This window comes from Burkholderia glumae LMG 2196 = ATCC 33617 (genome assembly GCF_000960995.1).
GTDB lineage: Bacteria > Pseudomonadota > Gammaproteobacteria > Burkholderiales > Burkholderiaceae > Burkholderia > Burkholderia glumae.
In genome coordinates this window covers 2622747-2642342 of sequence record NZ_CP009435.1, presented here as the reverse complement: position 1 = coordinate 2642342, position 19596 = coordinate 2622747, and the positions used below count along the sequence as shown (strand labels likewise).

Annotated in this window: 19 protein-coding genes and 1 other RNA gene; 8 read left to right on the top strand and 12 right to left on the bottom strand. The window is 67.4% G+C overall.

What is annotated here, in order from left to right; genetic code table 11:
- Positions 1 to 8: 8 nt before the first annotated feature.
- Positions 9 to 434: a nucleoside-diphosphate kinase gene (gene ndk, locus KS03_RS24465; protein WP_015875487.1), complete on the bottom strand. Its 426-nt coding sequence runs from the start codon at positions 432 to 434 to the stop codon at positions 9 to 11.
- 281 nt (positions 435 to 715) lie between these two features.
- Between ndk and KS03_RS24460 the strand changes: the two genes are divergently transcribed.
- Entirely contained in the window at positions 716 to 1411 is a 696-nt protein-coding gene (locus tag KS03_RS24460) for a Bax inhibitor-1/YccA family protein (RefSeq protein WP_015875486.1), read from the top strand.
- 117 nt (positions 1412 to 1528) lie between these two features.
- On the opposite strand, the gene rlmD is transcribed toward KS03_RS24460, so the two are convergent.
- Positions 1529 to 2923 (bottom strand): 23S rRNA (uracil(1939)-C(5))-methyltransferase RlmD, encoded by a 1395-nt coding sequence (gene rlmD, locus KS03_RS24455; protein ID WP_015875485.1) that lies wholly within the window; start codon positions 2921 to 2923, stop codon positions 1529 to 1531.
- Between the two features lie 72 nt (positions 2924 to 2995).
- On the opposite strand from rlmD, the gene KS03_RS24450 reads away from it, so the two are divergent.
- Complete coding sequence (locus KS03_RS24450) at positions 2996 to 3853, top strand: endonuclease/exonuclease/phosphatase family protein (RefSeq protein WP_015875484.1); 858 nt, start codon at positions 2996 to 2998, stop codon at positions 3851 to 3853.
- Between the two features lie 66 nt (positions 3854 to 3919).
- Here KS03_RS24450 and KS03_RS24445 read toward each other — a convergent pair whose 3' ends face one another.
- The 10 genes from KS03_RS24445 to ffs form a co-directional block, all read right to left on the bottom strand.
- Entirely contained in the window at positions 3920 to 4696 is a 777-nt protein-coding gene (locus KS03_RS24445; protein WP_015875483.1) for a 3'-5' exonuclease, read from the bottom strand.
- A gap of 7 nt (positions 4697 to 4703) precedes the next feature.
- On the bottom strand, positions 4704 to 5798 hold the full coding sequence (rpoS, locus tag KS03_RS24440) for an RNA polymerase sigma factor RpoS (RefSeq protein WP_015875482.1): 1095 nt from the start codon (positions 5796 to 5798) through the stop codon (positions 4704 to 4706).
- A gap of 11 nt (positions 5799 to 5809) precedes the next feature.
- A complete protein-coding gene (locus KS03_RS24435) occupies positions 5810 to 6712 on the bottom strand; it encodes a peptidoglycan DD-metalloendopeptidase family protein (protein ID WP_039200960.1) in 903 nt (300 codons plus the stop codon).
- An 11-nt stretch (positions 6713 to 6723) separates the two neighbouring features.
- Positions 6724 to 7590: a protein-L-isoaspartate(D-aspartate) O-methyltransferase gene (locus tag KS03_RS24430; RefSeq protein WP_015875480.1), complete on the bottom strand. Its 867-nt coding sequence runs from the start codon at positions 7588 to 7590 to the stop codon at positions 6724 to 6726.
- Positions 7587 to 8348, bottom strand: coding sequence for a 5'/3'-nucleotidase SurE (gene surE, locus KS03_RS24425; RefSeq protein WP_015875479.1), 762 nt, complete (start codon positions 8346 to 8348; stop codon positions 7587 to 7589). The genes KS03_RS24430 and surE overlap by 4 nt, the downstream gene beginning before the upstream one ends.
- A 70-nt stretch (positions 8349 to 8418) precedes the next feature.
- Entirely contained in the window at positions 8419 to 9624 is a 1206-nt protein-coding gene (locus KS03_RS24420; RefSeq protein WP_015875478.1) for a CaiB/BaiF CoA transferase family protein, read from the bottom strand.
- Between the two features lie 46 nt (positions 9625 to 9670).
- Positions 9671 to 10267 (bottom strand): recombination mediator RecR, encoded by a 597-nt coding sequence (gene recR / locus KS03_RS24415; protein WP_015875477.1) that lies wholly within the window; start codon positions 10265 to 10267, stop codon positions 9671 to 9673.
- A 42-nt stretch (positions 10268 to 10309) separates the two neighbouring features.
- On the bottom strand, positions 10310 to 10636 hold the full coding sequence (locus KS03_RS24410; RefSeq protein WP_013698260.1) for a YbaB/EbfC family nucleoid-associated protein: 327 nt from the start codon (positions 10634 to 10636) through the stop codon (positions 10310 to 10312).
- An 86-nt stretch (positions 10637 to 10722) separates the two neighbouring features.
- Positions 10723 to 13308 carry a DNA polymerase III subunit gamma/tau gene (locus tag KS03_RS24405; protein ID WP_015875476.1) on the bottom strand — a complete coding sequence of 862 codons (2586 nt, stop codon included), beginning with the start codon at positions 13306 to 13308 and terminating at the stop codon, positions 10723 to 10725.
- A gap of 248 nt (positions 13309 to 13556) precedes the next feature.
- An RNA gene (gene ffs, locus KS03_RS30455) (signal recognition particle sRNA small type) lies at positions 13557 to 13655 on the bottom strand.
- 443 nt (positions 13656 to 14098) lie between these two features.
- On the opposite strand from ffs, the gene trxA reads away from it, so the two are divergent.
- The 6 genes from trxA to KS03_RS24375 all read left to right on the top strand — a co-directional run bounded on the left by trxA (position 14099) and on the right by KS03_RS24375 (position 19411).
- Positions 14099 to 14425, top strand: a complete 327-nt coding sequence (gene trxA / locus KS03_RS24400; RefSeq protein ID WP_015875475.1) for a thioredoxin TrxA — start codon at positions 14099 to 14101, stop codon at positions 14423 to 14425.
- Positions 14426 to 14627: 202 nt separating this feature from the next.
- Positions 14628 to 15890: a transcription termination factor Rho gene (gene rho, locus KS03_RS24395; protein WP_015875474.1), complete on the top strand. Its 1263-nt coding sequence runs from the start codon at positions 14628 to 14630 to the stop codon at positions 15888 to 15890.
- A 168-nt stretch (positions 15891 to 16058) separates the two neighbouring features.
- Positions 16059 to 16559: a MerR family transcriptional regulator gene (locus tag KS03_RS24390; protein ID WP_015875473.1), complete on the top strand. Its 501-nt coding sequence runs from the start codon at positions 16059 to 16061 to the stop codon at positions 16557 to 16559.
- Positions 16556 to 18115 carry an MFS transporter gene (locus KS03_RS24385; RefSeq protein WP_015875472.1) on the top strand — a complete coding sequence of 520 codons (1560 nt, stop codon included), beginning with the start codon at positions 16556 to 16558 and terminating at the stop codon, positions 18113 to 18115. Before KS03_RS24390 ends, KS03_RS24385 begins: the two co-directional genes overlap by 4 nt.
- A 38-nt stretch (positions 18116 to 18153) precedes the next feature.
- Positions 18154 to 18999: a M90 family metallopeptidase gene (locus tag KS03_RS24380; RefSeq protein WP_015875471.1), complete on the top strand. Its 846-nt coding sequence runs from the start codon at positions 18154 to 18156 to the stop codon at positions 18997 to 18999.
- Between the two features lie 151 nt (positions 19000 to 19150).
- Complete coding sequence (locus tag KS03_RS24375) at positions 19151 to 19411, top strand: type B 50S ribosomal protein L31 (RefSeq protein WP_015875470.1); 261 nt, start codon at positions 19151 to 19153, stop codon at positions 19409 to 19411.
- The last annotated feature ends 185 nt before the right edge of the window (positions 19412 to 19596 follow it).

Sequence of the window (19596 nt, the reverse complement as noted above, 5' to 3'; positions counted from 1 at the left end):
CTACCCGCTTAGCGCGAGTAGACGTTCAGACCTGCGAAGAAGAAGCCGATTTCGACGGCCGCCGTTTCCGGCGCGTCCGAACCGTGAACCGCATTGGCATCGATGCTGTCGGCGAAGTCGGCGCGAATCGTGCCGGCTTCGGCCTTCTTCGGGTCGGTCGCGCCCATCAGGTCGCGGTTCTTCTGGATCGCGTTTTCGCCTTCCAGAACCTGGATCATCACCGGGCCCGAGATCATGAAGTCGACCAGATCCTTGAAGAACGGACGAGCCGCGTGAACCGCGTAGAACTGCTCCGCTTCACCGCGCGACAGATGCGCCATACGAGCCGCGACGACCTTCAGGCCAGCGCCTTCGAAACGGCTGTAGATCTGACCGATCACGTTCTTTGCCACTGCGTCCGGCTTGATGATCGACAGGGTGCGCTCGATTGCCATAAAAACTCCAAGAAATTAAGAAGTTACGTTTTCAAATGAATCCGTTATTGTAGCACGTTCCCGTGTATCATTGCGATCGAACCCTTACATCTCGGAAAGGTGAAAACCGGGTATGCTGATGATTGCGCGTCGTGCCTGCATCGGCTGGCGAACGATTGTCGGCCCCACTTGAAACCTTGGGGCGGCAAACCGATCTGATGTAGTGCGGCGTCCGGATTGCTGCAGCGCATCGCGATGCGTCCGGTTTCCGATCGCTGTCACGTTCCATGCTAGGAGAAACCATGAACGACTATCCGTACAACTTCGGCCGCGGCGGCGCGCTGACGGCCGAAACCCGCAACCGCGTGCTGCGGAACACTTACTGGCTGCTCGCGCTCTCGATGATTCCGACCGTGCTCGGCGCGTGGGCCGGGGTCGCGACGGGTTTCTCGCTGTTCGCCGCGACGAGCCCGATGATGAGCCTGCTCGCGTTCTTCGCGATCGCGTTCGGCTTCATGTTCGCGATCGAGCGCACCAAGAACAGCAGCGCCGGCGTGTTCGTGCTGCTCGGCTTCACGTTCTTCATGGGCCTGATGCTGTCGCGGCTGCTGAGCTTCATTCTCGGCTTTTCGAACGGCCCGTCGCTGATCATGCTCGCGTTCGGCGGCACCGGCGTGATCTTCGCGGCGATGGCCACCATCGCCACGGTCAGCAAGCGTGATTTCTCGGGGCTCGGCAAGTGGCTGTTCGTCGGCGTGATCGTGCTGCTGCTGGCGATGGTCGCGAACATGTTCCTGCATCTGCCGGCGCTGATGCTCACCGTGTCGGTGCTGGCGATCGTGATCTTCTCGGCCTACATGCTATTCGACGTGCAGCGCGTCGTGAACGGCGGCGAGACGAACTACATCACCGCCACGCTCGCGATCTATCTCGACCTGTACAACGTGTTCACGAACCTGCTCGCGCTGCTCGGCATTTTCGGCGGCAACCGTAACTGAACGAGGCGAGTCGGGAGGTCATCACTCCCCGGATTCGCCACGAAAAACCGGCCCGATGATCGGGCCGGTTTTTTTATGAGCGCTCGCTCGGCGCGGCGCGGACGGCGATCCGGCCGCTCAATCGCGTTCGAACACCGCGATCGATTCGACGTGCGACGTATTCGGGAACATGTTCACCACGCCCGCGCCGCGCAGCCGATAGCCGGCCTCGTGAACCAGCAGGCCCGCGTCACGCGCGAGCGTCGCGGGATTGCACGACACGTAGACGATCCGCTGCGGCAGCGGGCCGTCGCCGCTCTGCGCGATTTCCGCGAGCGCCTTCGACACCGCGAGCGCGCCTTCACGCGGCGGATCGACGAGGAACTTATCGAACCCGCCAAGCGCACGCAGATCGTCGGCCGTGACCTCGAACAAGTTTCGGCAGGCGAACGAGGTATGCGCATCGACGCCGTTTGCCTTCGCGTTCTCGAGCGCGCGCGTGGTCAGCACCTCGCTGCCCTCGATGCCGACCACCTCGCGCGACAGCCGCGCAAGCGGCAGCGTGAAATTGCCGATCCCGCAGAACAGGTCCAGCACGCGGTCGCCGCGCCGCGGCGCGAGCAGGCGCAGCGCGCGGCCCACCAGCACGCGATTGATCTGGTGATTGACCTGAGTGAAGTCGGTCGGCTTGAACGGCATGCGGATATTGAATTCCGGCAGCGTGTAGTCGAGCGACCGGTCGAGCGGGTAGAACGGGAATACCGAGTCCGGGCCCTTCGGCTGCAGCCAGAACTGCACCTGATGCGCATCGGCGAAGGCGCGCAGCAGCGCTTCGTCGGCGGCATTGATCGGCTCGAGCACGCGCAGCACGAGCGCCGTCACGCTCGACCCGACCGCGAGCTCGATCTGCGGCATCCGATCCCGGATCGACAGCCCCGCAACGAGTTCGCGCAGCGGCACGAGCATGGCGGACACGTGCGGCGGCAGCACCTCGCAGCTCGTCATGTCGGCCACGTAGCTGCTCTTCTTCTCGTGGAAACCCACCAGCACGCCGCCCTTCTTCGCGACGTCGCGCACGGTCAGCCGCGCGCGATAGCGGTAGCCCCAGGCCGGGCCGTGGATCGGCGAGAACATCGTCTGCGCGCGCAGCTTCGACAAATGCCAGAGATTGTCCTCAAGCACGCGCTGCTTGATCGCCACTTGGGCACGCACGTCGAGATGCTGCATCGAGCAGCCGCCGCAGGTGCCGAAGAATTCGCATTTCGGCTGCGCGCGCATCACGCTCGGGCGCAGAATATCGACCACCGTGGCCTGCTCGTAGCTGGGCTTGCGGCGATAGCTCGAATAGGTGACGCGCTCGCCCGGCAGCGCGCCCTCGACGAAAATCACCTTGCCGAACTCGCCGTCCTCGTTCACGAGGCGGCCGACGCCGCGTGCATCCATGTCGAGCGATTCGATCTCGATGGGCGCACTGACGTGCGCGACGGGCGCGTTGCGGGATTTGCGCGCGGGAGTGGGGACGGCTTCGGACACCAGCTTTTCCTGACGATCGTTTGGGGGAAGGCGAGATTGTAGACGAATGAACGTGCGCCATCGGAGATTGATATGCGCTTGATCGACTGGAACATCCAATGGGGTCGGGACGCGAGCGGCCGGGTCGAGCTGGCACGCACCGTCGCGCAAGCCCGCGCCCTCGCCGATTTCGACGTGTGGTGCGTGCAGGAGCTCACGCGCGGCTTCGCTGCCCTGCCCGGCGGCCCCGGGCCGGACCAGTTCGCCGAGCTGGCCGCGCTGCTGCCGGGCTACACGGTGATCGAGGCGATCGCGGTGGATCTGCCGCCCGCCGCTGGCGGCGTCGCGCGGCGCCAGTTCGGCAACGCGATCGCGACGCGGCTGCCGGTCGGACGCGTGCTGCGCCACATGCTGCCCTGGCCGGCCGAGGCCGGCACGCCGTCGATGCCGCGCATCGCGCTCGAGGTCAACCTATGCGGCGCCGGCGGGCCGCTGCGGATCGTCACGACGCATCTGGAGTTCTACTCGGCCGCACAGCGCCTCGCGCAGGTCGACGCGCTGCGCGAGCAGCATCGCGAAGCGGCCGGCCACGCGCACCGCCCGGCACCGGCGGAAACGCCCGACGGGCCGTTCGCGGGATCGGCGCGCGCGCTCGACGCGATCGTCTGCGGCGACTTCAACAGCGCCTATCGGGACGACGCCTATCGGCGGATCACCGCCCCGATCGCCGGGGCGCCGGATCTCGTCGACGCCTGGGTGCAGGCGCACCCGGGCCAGACGCCGCCGCCCACGGCGGGCGTCTACGATACGGAGCAGTGGCAGGACGGCGCGATGACCTGCGATTTCGTGTTCGTGACCGACACGCTCGCAAAGCGGATCGTGCGCTGCGAGATCGACGGCGCGACGCGGGCCTCCGATCACCAGCCGATCCTGCTCGAACTGCGCGACTGACCAGGGCGCTGCCGCGCGGTTCACGCCGGGCCGGCGCGCGGGCGGCCCGGACAAACGCGCTGCCGCCTACTTGGGGAACGCCGCCAGGTACTGGGCCCAATGCGGCGCCGGCTCGGCCGCGAGCGCCTCCTTCACGAGCCGGATCTCGTCGGCATACTCGGGGGGCGTGAGCCCGCCGCGCATCATCTGAAAGCGGCAGTACAGCAGGTAGGTATTGACGACGTCGGTCTCGCAATAATGACGGATGTCGTCGATCTGGCCGTCGCGATAAGCCTCCCATACCTGGCCGCCGTCCATCCCGAGCTTGCCCGGAAAGCCGCACAGCCTGGCCATTGCATCGAGCGGGGCGCTCGCGCGCGGCTGGTAGAGCGCGAGCAGGTCCATCAGGTCGGTATGCCGGCTGTGATAGCGCGACAGGTAGTTGTTCCACTTGAACTCGCGATCGTCCTCGCCCATGTCCCAGTAGCGCGGCGCCGCGATGCCGTGCACCAGCGCGCGGTAGTGAAGCACCGGCAGGTCGAAGCCGCCGCCGTTCCACGAGACGAGTTGCGGCGTGTATTTCTCGATGGTGCGGTAGAACGACTGGATCAGCGCGGCCTCGCCGTCCTGCGCGGTGCCGAGCGAGCGGACGCGGAACCCGCCCTTGTCGCGGAACACGCAGGAAATCGCCGCAACGCGCTGCAGATGATGCGGCAGGAAATCGCTGCCGGTCTTCTCGCGGCGCGCATCGAATGCATGCTCGGCCACTTCCGCGTCGGAGAGGTCGGACGGCAGGTCTTCAAGACGGCGGATGCCGTCGACATCGGGAATCGTCTCGATGTCAAATACCAGAATCGGAGTCATCAATCGGTTACAGAACGGCGTCCTTGCGAACGCCATTGGAGGCGAAGAACCGCTTCAGGCGTACCAGCGCTTCCTGCTGGATCTGCCGGACGCGCTCGCGGGTCAGGCCCATCTCGTCGGCCAGTTCCTCGAGCGTCGCGGGTTCGATGTGGTTGAGCCCGAAGCGTCGCTCGATCACGTGGCGATGCTTGTCGGACAGCCGCGACAGCCAGGCGCGCGTCAGCGTTTCGAGCTCGCGGTGCTGGACCTCCGCGTCGGGCGACTGGCTCTGGTCGTCGGGCAGCAGATCGAGCAGGCTGCTCGCCGGATCGAGGTCGAGTGGCGCGTCGAGCGAGGCGGTATGCTCGTTGAGCGCAAGGATGTCGGTCACCTCCTCGGCCGTCTTGCCGGTGAGGTAGGCGATATCGTCGATGCCGGCTTCGCGGCGCTCGGCGGCCTCGCCCGTCGACATCGAATTCTTTTCCAGATGACGCTTGGCACGCAGCACCTGGTTCAGTTCGCGGATCACGTGCACCGGCAGCCGCACGGTGCGCGCCTGGTTCATGATCGCGCGCTCGATGCTCTGCCGGATCCACCAAGTGGCATAGGTCGAAAAGCGGAAGCCGCGCGTGGGATCGAATTTCTCGATCGCATGCATCAGGCCGAGGTTGCCTTCCTCGATCAGGTCGAGCAGGGGCACGCCACGATTCAGATAGCCCTTTGCGATACTGACCACGAGCCGCAGATTGCGCTCGATCATCACCTGCCGCGCCTCGAACTCGCCCGCCTTCGCGAGCCGCGAATATCGCTGCTCCTCCTCGACGGTCAGGAGCGGCTTGACGCTGATGCGGTTCAGATAGTGCTGGATCGTGTCGGCGGTCAGTTCCGCCTGCAGCACCGCGCGGAAATCGTCGGGCTCGGGCGCGCTCTCGCTGCCGCCCCGCCCTTCGCGCTCGCCGTCGGACTCCTCCGCATCGGATTCACGCGCCTCGTACTCACGCTCGCTCTCGGCGGTGTCGTCATCGTCGTCCTTCGAAGCGCCAGCGCGCCCCATCGATGCTTGCGTGGCACGACTGATCTTCTCAGATTCGGCTTGCGGCTCGTGGCGCTTCGATTTCGGCATGGTCGTCTCGTCTATTGAGGCGGCAGATACTTCAGCGGATCGACAGGTTTGCCCTGCCGGCGGACCTCGAAATGCAACATCACGCGGTCGGAGTCGCTATTGCCCATCTCGGCGATCTTCTGGCCTTTCGTGACGGAATCCCCCTCTTTTACCATCAAAGCGCGGTTGTGTGCATACGCAGTGAGATAGGTTGCGTCGTGCTTGACGATAATGAGGTTGCCGTAACCGCGCAGACCGTTGCCGGCGTAGACCACGCGGCCATCGGCGGCGGCCTTCACGGGCGTGCCGGCCGCCCCGCCGATATTGATGCCCTTGTTCCTCGAATCGTCGAACGTGTTGAGGATCGGGCCGCGCACCGGCCATGCGAACGTCACGCTGCTCGGGCCGGCAGCCTTGTCGTTCGCGACCGGTGCCGGCGCCGGCGCCGCGGCGGGCGCCGCCGTGCCGGCACCGGTGCTCGCGCCGTTGGCACCGTAGATCGGCGGCATCGCGGGACCGCTCGACAGCGGCGGCACCGCCCCCGGCTGCACCGAGGCGGTCGCGCCGTTCGGCGGCGCCACGCGCAGCAGCTGATCGACCTCGATCTGGTTCGGGTTCGCGAGATTGTTCCACGCGGCGATGTCGCGGTAGTTCTGGCCGTTCTCGAGAGCGATGCGATACAGCGTGTCGCCCGGTTTCACCCGGTAATAGCCGGGCGGCGGCGGGCCGAGCGGTACGGGCGCCGCCGCCGGCGCGGCGGGCGCCGAGGCGGTGGTGCCGAGCGCGCCGGAGCGGTCAACGACGGGCGCCTGATCGAGTCGCGACGCGCAGGCGGCGACGAGCAGGAGTGCAGCTGCACAAATCGCGCGCTGGCCGATTCGCTGGCCGTATGTCAGCGGAATAGTCGATCGATTGTTTTGCATCGCGCGCAACATAATCATCTGTGTCAAATCACTCCGGATTTTAAGGGGACAAAGAAAACGCGATCAAGCCGGGACTCCCGCCATTGCGTCGGCCCGACCCGCTCGACGAGCGTCAGCACCTGCGAGTCGCCGCTCTGCGCGCCTACCGGCGCGACGAGCCGCCCGCCCACGGCCAGTTGTTCGACAAGCGCCTGCGGCACGTCGAGCCCCGCCGCGGCGATCACGATCGCATCGAACGGCGCGGCCGACGGCAGGCCGAGGCGGCCGTCGCCGTAATGCAGCCGGATGTTCGGAACGCGCAACGGCCGGAGGTTGCGTTTCGCGCGCTCGAACAATGGCTTGACACGCTCGATCGAATAAACATCCCGCGCGAGATGGCTCAGCACGGCCGCCTGATAGCCACAGCCGGTGCCGATCTCGAGCACGCGCTCGGGCGAGCGGCCCGCCAGCGCGAGCTCGATCATGCGGGCCACCACCGACGGTTTCGAAATGGTCTGCTGATGGCCGATCGGCAGCGCCGCGTCCTCGTAGGCCTGGGCGGCGAGGCCCGGATCCACGAACAGGTGGCGCGGCACGGCCGCTATCGCGCCGAGCACGCGCGTATCGGTCACCCCATTGGCGCGCAGACGTTCGACCATGCGCTCGCGGACCCGTTCCGACGTCAGCGCGAGCGCGGGTTTGCCCGCCGGACCCGCGGCGCCGGCGGGGCCGTGCGCGGCCGCGCGCGCGAGCCCGGCCGGCCGCGCCGGCGAGCCCGCGACCGAGGCGCCGAGCGTCGGCCGCGCGGGCGAAGTCGGATGGCGCTCGGTGGTGCGGGCGGCGGCCTTGCGCGGCGCGCGTTTGAGATCCTCGAGCGCAAGCGGGAACCGCTTGGCGCGCTCGCCGCTCATGAAGCGTCGCTCCGCGCACGCGCCCAGTCGCGCGTCGCCGCCAGTTTCTGCGTATCGGTGAGATCGAGCTGCAAGGGCGTGATCGACACGTAGCCGTTCGCCGTGGCATGGAAATCGGTGCCGTCGCTCGCGTCGAGCGCGGCGCCCGCCGCGCCGATCCAGTAGATCGGCTCGCCGCGCGGATTGGTCTGGCGGATCACCGGTTGCGACGGATGGCGCTTGCCGAGCCGCGTGACCTGCCAGCCCTTGATCGCGGCGTAGGGCAGGTTCGGAATGTTGACGTTCAGGAACGGCTGGCCCGGCATCGGCTGCGCGATGAAATGCCGGACGATGTCGGCGGCCACGCGGGCGGCCGACTCGAGTTCCACCCAGTCCTTGTCGACGAGCGAAAACGCGATTGCCGGGATGCCGAACATGATGCCTTCGGTGGCGGCGGCGACGGTGCCGGAATAGAGCGTGTCGTCGCCCATGTTCTGGCCGTTGTTGATTCCCGACACGACGAGGTCGGGCCGCTCGTCGAGCATGCCCGTCAGCGCCAGGTGGACCGAATCGGTCGGCGTGCCGTTCACGTAGTGGAAGCCGCTCGCTGCCGAGCGGTGCAGCGACAGCGGCCGCGAGAGCGTCAGGGAATTGGATGCCCCGCTGCAGTTCTGCTCGGGCGCCATCACGGTCACGTCGGCAAACGGCCGCAGCGCCTCGTAGAGCGCGGCGAGGCCGGGCGCCAGATAACCGTCGTCGTTGCTGAGTAGGATTCGCATTCGGCGATTGTAACCGAGGAAAGATGGCGCGCGAACGACAGTCCGGGCGCCTCCGGTGCCGCCGCCGCGCTCAGATCACGCGCCTGTCCCGCAGCGCCGCGATCGCCCGCGAGTCGTAGCCGAGCGCACCCAGCACCTCGTCGGTGTGCTCGCCGAGTTCGGGACCAAGCCAGCGCGTCTGGCCCGGCGTGTCCAACAGCTTCGGCGTGACCGCGGGCAGCGCGATCTGCTGCCCGTCGGGCAGCCGGAACTGCCCGATCATCTGGCGCGCGACGAACTGCGGATCGGTGAACATGTCGGCGACGCTGTAGATGCGCCCGGCAGGCACGTCGGCCGCGTTCAGCACCGCGAGCGCGGCCTCGATGGTGCGCGGCGCGAGCCAAGCGGCGATCGCCGCATCGATCTCGGCGGTGCGCGGCACGCGGCCGTCGTTGTGCGCGAGCGCGGGGTCGTCGGCCAGGTCGGGACGCTCGATCGCCTGCATCAGACGCTTGAAGATCGGGTCGCTGTTGCCGCCGATCACGATGCTGCCGTCCGCGCATGCATAGGTGTTCGACGGCACGATGCCGGGCAGCGACGCGCCGGTGCGCTCGCGCACCATGCCGTATACGCCGTACTCGGGCACCACGCTTTCCATCATGTTGAACACGGCCTCGTAGAGCGCGACGTCGACCACCTGCCCCTTGCCGCCGTTCACGTTGCGGTGGTGCAGCGCCATCATCGCGCCGATCACGCCATGCAGCGCCGCGATCGAATCGCCGATCGAGATGCCGATGCGCGGCGGCGGCAGCTCGGGGTAGCCGGTGATGTGGCGCAGCCCGCCCATCGCTTCGGCGATCGCACCGAAACCGGGCCGGTCGCGGTACGGGCCGCTCTGACCATAGCCGGACAGCCGCACCATGACGAGGCCGGGATTGCCGGCCGACAACACGTCGTAGCCGAGGCCGAGCTTTTCGAGCAGGCCGGGCCGGAAATTCTCGATCACGATGTCGGCCTCGGCGGCGAGCTGCTGCGCGATGCGCCGGCCCTCGTCGGTCTTCAGGTTCAGCGTGACCGACTTCTTGTTGCGCGCCTGCACCGACCACCAGAGCGACGTGCCGCCCGCCTCCGGGTAGAGCTTGCGCCACTTGCGCAGCGGGTCGCCGCCGTTCGGGTCCTCGATCTTGATCACTTCGGCACCGAACTCGGCGAACAGGCGCGCCGCGAACGGCCCCGCGATCAGCGTGCCGAATTCGAGCACCTTGACGCCCGCGAGCGGGCCCGGTTTTGCGCTCATCTGCTGGGTCTCTCCGGAGCGGCGCGCGAACGCGGCCGTGTTGCGATCACATCGTGCGGCGGTCGAGCATCGCGCGCGCGATGGTGCCCGCGTCGACGTATTCGAGCTCACCGCCCACCGGTACGCCGCGCGCGAGCCGCGTGACCGACAGGCCGCGCGCCTTCAGCGTCTGGCCGAGATAATGGGCGGTCGCCTCGCCCTCGTTGGTGAAGTTGGTCGCAAGCACGACCTCCTTCACGATGCCGTCCGAGGCACGCCGCACGAGCCGGTCGAAATGGATTTCCTTCGGGCCGATGCCGTCGAGCGGACTCAGCCGCCCCATCAGCACGAAATAGAGCCCGCGGTAAGTCAGCGTCTGCTCCAACATGATCTGGTCGGCCGGCGTCTCGACCACGCACAGCAGGCTCGGATCACGCTCGGTGTCGCTGCAGACCTCGCAGATCTGCGCCTCGGTGAAGGTGTTGCACTTCTCGCAATGCTGCAGATGCTGGGTGGCGAACAGCAGCGACTGCCCGAGCCGCTCGGCGCCCTCCCGATCGTGCTGCATCAGGTGGTAGGCCATCCGCTGCGCGGATTTCGGACCCACGCCGGGCAGCACGCGCAGTGCTTCGACGAGGGCGGACAGGGCGGACGGCTGCTTCATGCGGAAACGGCGTGCGAGTCGGGGGTCGGCTTCGGCGCCGCGTCAGAACGGCAGCTTGAAGCCCGGGGGCAGCGGCAGCCCGGAAGTCATGCCGCTCATCTTTTCCTGCGAGGTGGCTTCCGCCTTGCGCACCGCATCGTTGAAGGCCGCCGCCACCAGATCCTCGAGCATGTCCTTGTCGTCCGCGAGCAGGCTCGGGTCGATCGCCACGCGCCGCACTTCGTTCTTGCAGGTCATCGTCACCTTCACGAGCCCCGCGCCCGACTGGCCTTCGACTTCGATGAGGGCGAGCTGCTCCTGCATCTTCTTCATGTTTTCCTGCATCTGCTGAGCCTGCTTCATCAGCCCGGCGAGTTGGCCTTTCATCATGGACGTGCTCCTTGGTGTTCGTGTGAGACCGGCGCGATCTTAGCGCCGGTTCCGGAATTAGGGAATGGGATGCGCGCGCCGCACGCTCAATGCAGCGTGGGCGCGCCGCACTGCCCGGCCGGCCCGGCCGCTGCGGCGTCGCTCGCGACGGGCCGCACCGAGCCCTCGACGATACGCGCGCCGAAGTCGCGAATCAGTTGCTGGACGAACGGATCGGCGCCGATCTCCTGCTCGGCCTCGCGCTGGCGCTTCGCGCGCTCGACCGCATCGAGCGCGGCCGCCGTGCGCCGCGCGGGACCGACCTCGACGGCCACCTCGACCGGCTTGCCGAGCGCCTCGGCAAGCGCCGTCTTCAGCTTCACCACCTGCGCCGCGTCGGCATACTGCGGCACCGGCACGGCCAGCTTCAGCACGCCGCCCTGAGCGGAAATCAGTTCGCTGTTGAACGCGAGCTGGTAAGCGACGCCCTTGAGCGTCAGGGTCGCGGCCAGTTGCGGCCATTCGCCGGCATAGCCGATCGCGTCGAGCGCGATGGCGGGCGGCAGCGGTCGGGTGTCAGCCGGTGCGGGCGCCGGCTGCGGCGCGACGCGCACGTCGTCGGGACTGCTGTCGAAGACGGGAAGGTAGCCGTCGTCGGGCGGTGGCCCGTAGTGGTCGTCGGCCGAGATCGGCAGGTAATCGTCGGGCGGCATGTCATCCCACGGCGGCGGCGCCGACGGATCGGCCGCGGCGGCGGGACGGGACGGCTGCGCCGTGCGCGGGCGCGGGGTCGGCACGTTCACGCGCGGCGCGGCGGACTTGGCCGCCGGCGCCGGCTTGGCGGCCGAGGCTGCGCGGCCGCGATCGGACGAGACGCGCATGCCGGCGTTGCGCAGTACGTCGAGCGCGGCGGCGGCGCCCCCGCCGCGCAGCGCGTCGGAACGTTCGCCCGGCGCGGCAACCGGCGCGGCCGGAGGCCGGACCGCGGCAGGCTCGACCCGATCGGGACGCGGCGCGGCGGCAAGCGGCGCGGCGTCAGCCGACGGCGGAGATGCTTGCGGCAAGGCGGCGGGCAAGGACGAGACGTCTTCGGCAAACGCGGCTTCGGCCGCAGACTCGGCCATCGGCGGCGTGTCGGCGCGCAGCGACGGCTCGAGCATGGCCGCCGGTTCAGCGGGCGGCGTCGGCCCGGCGCCGAGCGCGACATCGGATGATTCGAGCTGCGAGGCAAGCGGCGACTCGGCAGGCTCGTCCGCGAGGTCCGGCGCCGATTCGCGCGGCGCGACAGCGGCCGCCTCGTCCGATTCGGCGGGCCTCGCTTGCTCGGCGCGCACCGGCAACTCGGCCGGCCGCTTCGCTGTCGCGACATCGCGGGCCGCCGCTGGCGGCACCGCGCGCGGTGCGGCGACGGCCGCGGGCGGCGGCTCGGCCGCAGCCTGCGCCACCGGGGCGGGCGCGGGCCTTGCAGACGCCGCGGCGGCCACGGGTGGCATCGCATGCGCTGCGGCATCGCGCGCGCCGGCTCCGGCCGGCGCCACCGGCGCGGCCGCGCGACGGCCGCCGGCGGCCACGGCAGGCGCCGCGCCAGGCACTGGCGCGCCGCCGCTCGCGGCTGGCGCGAACGCCAGCATCCGCAGCAGCGTCATCGTGAAACCCGCATATTCGTCGGGCGCGAGGCCGAGTTCGCCCCGGCCGACCGTCGCGATCTGGTAATAGAGTTGCACCTGCTCCGGGCTCAGCGCCTCGGCGAAGCGGCGCAGGTCGGCCGCCTCGGGCCACTCGTCGAGCACCGAGGCCGGTGCGAACTGCGCCCAGGCGATGCGGTGCAGCAGGCCGGCCAGATCCTGCAGCGCGGTCGAGAACGACAGGCTGCGCAAGGCCATCTCGTCGGCGATCGCGAGGATTTCGGGGCCGTCGGACGAGGCGATCGCGTCGAGCAACCGGACCATGTAGGTCTGGTCCAGCGCGCCGAGCATTCCCGACACGGCCGCCTCGGTCACCTCGTTGGCCGAATAGGCGATCGCCTGATCGGTCAACGACAGCGCATCGCGCATGCTGCCCTGTGCCGCGCGCGCGAGCAGCCGCAGCGCCTGTGGCTCGAACGCGACGCGCTCCTCGCCCAGAATGCGCTCGAGATGCATCACGATATGGCCGGCCGGCATCTGCTTCAGATTGAACTGCAGGCAGCGCGACAGGACGGTGACGGGAATCTTCTGCGGATCGGTGGTGGCAAGGATGAACTTGACGTGCGGCGGCGGCTCTTCCAGCGTCTTCAACATCGCGTTGAAGGCGTGGTTCGTCAGCATGTGGACTTCGTCGATCATGTAGACCTTGAAGCGCGCGTCCACGGGCGCGTACACGGCGCGCTCGAGCAGCGCGGCCATTTCGTCGACACCGCGATTGCTCGCCGCATCCATTTCGACATAGTCGACGAAACGGCCCTCGTCGATCTCACGGCAGGCACGGCATACGCCGCACGGCTGCGAGGTGACGCCCGTCTCGCAATTGAGCGCCTTGGCGAAGATCCGGGACAGCGTGGTCTTGCCGACGCCGCGCGTGCCCGTAAACAAATAGGCGTGATGCAAACGCCCGCCGTCGAGCGCGTGCGTGAGCGCCCTGACGACGTGCTCCTGGCCGACGAGCGAAGCGAAATCCTTCGGACGCCACTTGCGTGCGAGAACTTGATAGGTCATCGGGAAATTGTATCAGTAACGCCGGTCGCCGCCGACAGCCGGACGCGCGGCGCGAGCCGGCCGGGGCCGTCGTTCATGCGCAGGATGCGTGAGGTCATGCGGCGCGGCAAGGACCGCGCAGGTGCCGGAGGCTGCAGAAAAATCGGCTGCGCGATCGGGCCGCTGCCATGACCGAGCCGCGCGGCAAGGCGCAACCCGAACAGGCCAACGCGAATCGGCTGAACGAGCGAAGCAAGAAGGGGGGAGAAGGTGACGAGCCCGACCCTCGGCACTGGTGGAAAACGGCTGTGGCTGCTTCGTTCCCGACCTGACCAGGTTCACCGGCCCACCATGCGAGGAGGCCCGTCACGGCGAATTCTAACATCGCTTCGTCGCGAACGCGACCGATTTATCGCACGGCGGCCGCGGCGACGCCGCCGGACGGAGCACAGGACGGAACGCGTCGCGGCAGGCGCGGCGAGGAATCGGAGCCATGCGCCATCATGAGGCACCCTCGACGACACGGCGGCATGCCTTGTGCCGGACCGGCCAGCCTTGCATTCGCGGGCGCCATCCCCATGTTCTTGCCATCGCTCGCAGCGGCCCGAACCCCCTACTCGCGAAGCGGATACTATCGCCGCCAACGGCGCATAGCGATTTAGGCTAATATGACGCCCGAGTGACCCGCGAGCCACGGTTTTCAGCGCTTCATGGCCGCCGTTCCCTGCGGGGCGGACCTGCCTGAACCGGCGGCCGGCGCACCTGACCGGCACCCGCAGGCAGTCCCCGAAACGAATGAGGTATTGACCAAATGAGCGAACAGATCAAACACATCAGCGACACGTCGTTCGAACAGGACGTCGTACGATCCGACAAGCCCGTGCTGCTCGATTTCTGGGCCGAATGGTGCGGCCCCTGCAAGATGATCGCCCCGATCCTCGACGAAATCTCGAAGGAATACGGCGACAAGCTGACGATCGCAAAGATCAACGTCGACGACAACACGGCGACGCCGGCGCGTTACGGTGTGCGCGGCATCCCGACGCTGATTCTGTTCAAGAACGGCGTGCTCGCCGCACAAAAGGTCGGCGCCCTGTCCAAATCGCAATTGACCGCGTTTCTCGACAGCCACCTGTAATAAGCGATTATCTCCGCCACGCGCCTGTTGCCGGCTGGCAACAGGCGCGTGGTGCAGCCGATGTGCGGCAAAGCAAGGCCGAATCGGCGTGTGCTAGAATTTAATTAGACGTCGCCATCCGACGCAAAAGTCTCAGAGCGTTTCCGCTCGCCCTCCTCCCTATTTCTTTCGTCGCATCTCTCCTCCCTGGCGGGTTCTCCGTATGCATTTATCCGAGCTCAAGTCTCTGCACGTGTCCGAATTGATCGAAATGGCCAACGGCCTGGAGATCGAAAACGCGAACCGCCTGCGCAAGCAGGAGCTGATGTTCGCCATTCTAAAAAAGCGCGCCAAGACGGGAGAGACGATCTTCGGCGACGGCACGCTCGAAGTCCTGCCGGACGGCTTCGGTTTCCTGCGCTCGCCCGAAATGTCGTATCTCGCGAGCACGGACGACATCTATATCAGCCCGTCGCAGATCCGCCGCTTCAACCTGCATACCGGCGACACGATCGAAGGTGAGGTCCGCACGCCGAAGGACGGCGAGCGCTACTTCGCACTGGTCAAGGTCGACAAAGTCAACGGGCAGCCGCCCGAGGCCTCGAAACACAAGATCATGTTCGAGAACCTCACGCCGCTGCACCCGAACAAGCCGCTTTCGCTCGAACGCGAAATGCGCGGCGAGGAAAACGTGACGGGCCGCATCATCGACATGATCGCGCCGATCGGCAAGGGCCAGCGCGGCCTGCTGGTCGCCTCGCCGAAGTCGGGCAAGACCGTGATGCTCCAGCACATCGCGCACGCGATCAAGCAGAACCACCCGGACGTGATTCTGTTCGTGCTGCTGATCGACGAGCGTCCGGAAGAAGTGACGGAAATGCAGCGCTCGGTGGCGGGCGAAGTGATCGCCTCGACCTTCGACGAACCGGCCACGCGCCACGTGCAGGTCGCCGAAATGGTGATCGAGAAGGCCAAGCGCCTGGTGGAAATGAAGCACGACGTGGTGATCCTGCTCGACTCGATCACGCGTCTCGCGCGCGCCTACAACACCGTGATCCCGGCCTCGGGCAAGGTGCTCACGGGCGGCGTCGACGCCAACGCCCTGCAGCGCCCGAAGCGCTTCTTCGGCGCGGCGCGCAACATCGAGGAAGGCGGCTCGCTGACCATCATCGGTACCGCGCTGATCGAAACCGGCAGCCGCATGGACGACGTGATCTACGAAGAGTTCAAGGGCACCGGCAACATGGAAGTCCACCTGGAACGCCGTCTCGCGGAAAAGCGCGTCTACCCGTCGATCAACCTGAACAAGTCGGGCACGCGCCGCGAGGAAATGCTGATCAAGGCCGACATCCTTCAGAAGATCTGGGTGCTGCGCAAGTTCATCCACGACATGGACGAAGTCGAGGCGATGGAATTCCTGCTCGACAAGATTCGCCAGACCAAGAGCAATTCCGAGTTCTTCGACCTGATGCGCCGCGGCGGCTGAGCCCGCGCCAGGCCGGCACGAGTCGCGCAACGCAGCAGGAAAGCCGCCAGAAGCCGCCCGCCGGGCGGCTTTTTCATGCCCGAATCTGTACGTGTACGTGTACGTACACGTTGATTTATAATCGCCGGCATTCCGTCATTCTCGGCGCGCCATCGCGCCCAGAGCCTCATGACCCGCCTTGCCGCCCCCTGCCTGCTGACCGTGCGCGACGCCGCCGACCGTCTCGGCGTCACGCCGCGCACGCTGAAATACTATGAGGAACGGGGACTGGTCACGCCGCTGCGCAGCGAGGGCCGCTACCGGCTCTACGCCGAGGCCGACCTCGAGCGTTTCGCGAGGATACTGCGGCTGCGCGCGCTCGGCTTCTCGCTGCACGGCATCACGGAGATGCTGAAGCGGCCGAGCGAGGCGACGGGCGACGGGCAGCGGCGCTTCTCGGACGCTTCGCTGCGCGAGATCCATGCGAATCTCGCGCAGCAGGTGGCGACGCTCGACGAACGGATCGCCGCCGCGCGCCGCGAGCTGCACGAGGTCGAGACGATCCGTGCCGAACTGCTGCACGACATCGACTACGTCGAGCGACGCCTGGCCGGCGAAGATCCCGATACGCTGATCGCGCGCCGCCAGGCGGCCGCGAAGCAGGGCCGCGGCCGCAGGTCACGGCCATGAGCAGCCTCCTCTCCGCCCGGTCGCCGCACGGCAGTCTCGCCGCACCGTGCGGCGGGCTGTTTCGCTGGGCGCTGGCGGTCGTCACCGGCCTCGACTATTTCGACAACGCGCTGTTCTCGTTCTTCGCCAGCTACATCGCCGGCGGGATCAACGCCTCGCCCGACGAACTCGTCTGGGCGTCGAGCGCCTATGCGATCACGGCGGTGCTCGGCATCCTGCAGCAGCAATGGTGGATCGACCGCGTCGGCCATCGGCGCTACGTGAGCGGCTGCCTGCTGCTCTACGCGCTCGGCGCGAGCGCCGCGGCGCTGGCCGACACCTCGCTCGAACTCGCGTTCGCTCGGGGCTTCCAGGGCTACTTCATCGGCCCGATGATGGGTGCCTGCCGCATCCTGATCCAAATCACCTACCCGCCGCAGGAGCGCGCGCCGGCATTGCGCGCGTTCCTCGTCATGCTGCTGCTCGGCACCTCGCTCGCGCCGATCGTCGGCGGCGAACTGATCGCGCGCTTCACTTGGCGCGCCGTGTTCGCCTGCACGGTGCCGATGGCGCTCGCGAGCTCCGCGCTGGCCTACGCCACGCTGCCCGATGCCGGCCATGCGCCGCCCGCCGAGCGCACCCCGAGCCAGATCTGGCCCTACGTGATCTTCGCCTTCGCGCAGGGCTCGCTGCAGATCGTGATGCAGCAGGTGCGCTACCAGCTGTTCCTGTCGTCGCCTTTGCTGATCCTGCTGACGTTGGCCGGCTTCGCGGCGCTGGCGCTGTTCGCGCGCCACCAATGGAGCCAGCCTGCGCCGCTGGTGCGCATGTCGGCGCTGCGGCTGCGCACGTTCCAGGTCGGCCTGCTGCTCTACGTGCTCTATTACTACATCACCACCTCGTTCAGCTATCTGACCTCGCGCCTTCTCGAGGCGGGGCTCGACTACCCCGTCGAGAACGCCGGGCGGCTGACGGGCGCCACCTCGCTGATCGCGTCCGCCGCGCTGTTCGTCTACCTGCGCTACGCGAAGCACGTCACGCACAAGAAATGGTTCATCGTGCCGGGCTTCGCGCTCGCGGCCGGCGCCGCGCTCGCGATGGCGCGGCTGTCGCCCGGCGTCGGCGAGGCCGAGCTGATCGTGCCGCTGCTGATGCGCGGCCTGTTGCTGCTGTTCATCGTGATGCCGGTCGCGAACCTGACGTTTCGTGCATTCCCGATCGACGACTACACGCACAGCTACCGCCTGAAGAACATCGTGCGGCAACTGACGCTGTCGTTCGCGACCTCCTCGGTGATCATCATCGAGCAGCATCGCGACGCGCTGCACCGCGCACGGCTTTTCGAGCAGGCGAGCGTGTTCAACCCCACGTTCGCGCAGACCGTCGACGCGCTGGCGCGCGGCTACGCCGGCGCCGGTCAGGCGGCGGGCGACGCGCACGCGCTCGCGCTGGCGTCGGTCAGCGCAACGATCGGGCGCCAGGCCGCGTTCCTGACTTCGCTGGACGGCTTCCTGTTCATCGCCGGCGTCGCGCTCTGCGGCGGCCTGTTCGCCGCCTGGCAAAAATCCATCGATTGAGGTACCGTGCGCTGTCTCGTCACACCCCTCCCGCATCGATGCTCTCCCGACTCACCCGGTGGCTCGACGCCCGCCGCCGCGACCGCGCGCTGCGCGCGTTCCCGATTCCCGACGCGCTGTGGGACGCCACGCTCGCCAAGCTGCCGTTTCTCGCGGCGCGGCCCGCGGCCGAACTGGCCCGGCTGCGCGAGATGACCAGTTGCCTGCTCGCCGAAAAATCGTTCTCGACCACCCACGGCCTCGAACTGACCGATGCCATGACGGTCAACATCGCCGCGCAGGCCTGCCTGCCGGTGCTGAACCTCGGGCTCGACCTCTATCGCGGCTGGAGCGGCGTGGTCGTCTATCCGGGTGAATTTTTGATTCCCCACACCGTCGAGGACGAGGCCGGCGTGGTACACGAGTTCACCCAGGACGCGGTGGGCCAGGCCCTGCCGGGCGGCGGTCCGGTGATCCTGTCGTGGGAGGACGTGCAGATGGCCGACGGCCGCGACGTGTACAACGTCGTGATCCACGAGTTCGCGCACAAGATCGACATGGTCAACGGCGAGGCGGACGGCCATCCCCCGCTGTTCCGCCGGCTGCACGCGCCGCACCTGGACGCGACGCGCTGGGCGGACGTGTTCGATCACGCCTATGACCGCTTCTGCGACCGCGTCGACGCGGTGCCGGATCGCGCCTGGGCGCGCTTCGAACGCACCTCGCTGATCGAACCCTACGCGGCCAATCACCCGTCCGAATTCTTCGCGATCTGCAGCGAGGCGCTGTTCGTGCGCCCCGGCCCGTTCGAAGCCGAGTTTCCGGAGCTTTACCGGCTGCTCGCGCACTATTATCGGCAGGATCCGGCCGGCACCGGCGCGCTGGAGGCGCTGCCCGCCCGCTGAACCGGATGGGACGTGCAAAAAATCGTCAAGCAACTGATTTTCTGGCATAATCGTCGTTTTTCGACCTAAGGCAAGTGGCTCGCAACGGCGCAGCGTCCGGTTCGACGGATTCGCGCGGCGGGTTGGCTACCGCTCCATTACAGGAAACATCATGAAACCGGGCATCCATCCGAATTACCGCGAAGTCGTCTTCCAGGACATGTCGAACGGCTTCAAGTTCATCACGCGCTCGACCATCCAGACGCGCGAAACGATCGAACTCGACGGCAAGACCTACCCGCTCGCCAAGATCGAAGTGTCGTCGGAGTCGCACTCGTTCTACACGGGCCAGCAGAAGATCATGGACACGGCCGGCCGTGTCGAGAAGTTCAAGAACAAGTTCGGCGCGCGCGCCAACGGCAAGGCGGCGTAAGCTCGCCGCGCGATACCGGCGGCGGCATCGCCGGTTCGAACCAAAAGGGCAGCCCAGGCTGCCCTTTTTTCGTCTGCGCGCTTGCGGCACCGCCCGCGCGCAGCGTCTACAATGCCGGATGCTCGCAAGTCGGCCGTGCCAGCCGACGCCGGCCAAGCGCCTCCTCATAACAAGTCAGTCATCTG

Excerpts from the sequence above, each read along its gene's own strand:
- ndk (WP_015875487.1), bottom strand. The coding sequence starts at position 434 with ATGGCAATCGAGCGCACCCTGTCGATCATCAAGCCGGACGCAGTGGCA.
- KS03_RS24460 (WP_015875486.1), top strand. The coding sequence starts at position 716 with ATGAACGACTATCCGTACAACTTCGGCCGCGGCGGCGCGCTGACGGCC.
- KS03_RS24450 (WP_015875484.1), top strand. The coding sequence starts at position 2,996 with ATGCGCTTGATCGACTGGAACATCCAATGGGGTCGGGACGCGAGCGGC.
- KS03_RS24445 (WP_015875483.1), bottom strand. The coding sequence starts at position 4,696 with ATGACTCCGATTCTGGTATTTGACATCGAGACGATTCCCGATGTCGAC.
- rpoS (WP_015875482.1), bottom strand. The coding sequence starts at position 5,798 with ATGCCGAAATCGAAGCGCCACGAGCCGCAAGCCGAATCTGAGAAGATC.
- KS03_RS24435 (WP_039200960.1), bottom strand. The coding sequence starts at position 6,712 with ATGTTGCGCGCGATGCAAAACAATCGATCGACTATTCCGCTGACATAC.
- KS03_RS24430 (WP_015875480.1), bottom strand. The coding sequence starts at position 7,590 with ATGAGCGGCGAGCGCGCCAAGCGGTTCCCGCTTGCGCTCGAGGATCTC.
- surE (WP_015875479.1), bottom strand. The coding sequence starts at position 8,348 with ATGCGAATCCTACTCAGCAACGACGACGGTTATCTGGCGCCCGGCCTC.
- KS03_RS24420 (WP_015875478.1), bottom strand. The coding sequence starts at position 9,624 with ATGAGCGCAAAACCGGGCCCGCTCGCGGGCGTCAAGGTGCTCGAATTC.
- recR (WP_015875477.1), bottom strand. The coding sequence starts at position 10,267 with ATGAAGCAGCCGTCCGCCCTGTCCGCCCTCGTCGAAGCACTGCGCGTG.
- KS03_RS24410 (WP_013698260.1), bottom strand. The coding sequence starts at position 10,636 with ATGATGAAAGGCCAACTCGCCGGGCTGATGAAGCAGGCTCAGCAGATG.
- KS03_RS24405 (WP_015875476.1), bottom strand. The coding sequence starts at position 13,308 with ATGACCTATCAAGTTCTCGCACGCAAGTGGCGTCCGAAGGATTTCGCT.
- trxA (WP_015875475.1), top strand. The coding sequence starts at position 14,099 with ATGAGCGAACAGATCAAACACATCAGCGACACGTCGTTCGAACAGGAC.
- rho (WP_015875474.1), top strand. The coding sequence starts at position 14,628 with ATGCATTTATCCGAGCTCAAGTCTCTGCACGTGTCCGAATTGATCGAA.
- KS03_RS24390 (WP_015875473.1), top strand. The coding sequence starts at position 16,059 with ATGACCCGCCTTGCCGCCCCCTGCCTGCTGACCGTGCGCGACGCCGCC.
- KS03_RS24385 (WP_015875472.1), top strand. The coding sequence starts at position 16,556 with ATGAGCAGCCTCCTCTCCGCCCGGTCGCCGCACGGCAGTCTCGCCGCA.
- KS03_RS24380 (WP_015875471.1), top strand. The coding sequence starts at position 18,154 with ATGCTCTCCCGACTCACCCGGTGGCTCGACGCCCGCCGCCGCGACCGC.
- KS03_RS24375 (WP_015875470.1), top strand. The coding sequence starts at position 19,151 with ATGAAACCGGGCATCCATCCGAATTACCGCGAAGTCGTCTTCCAGGAC.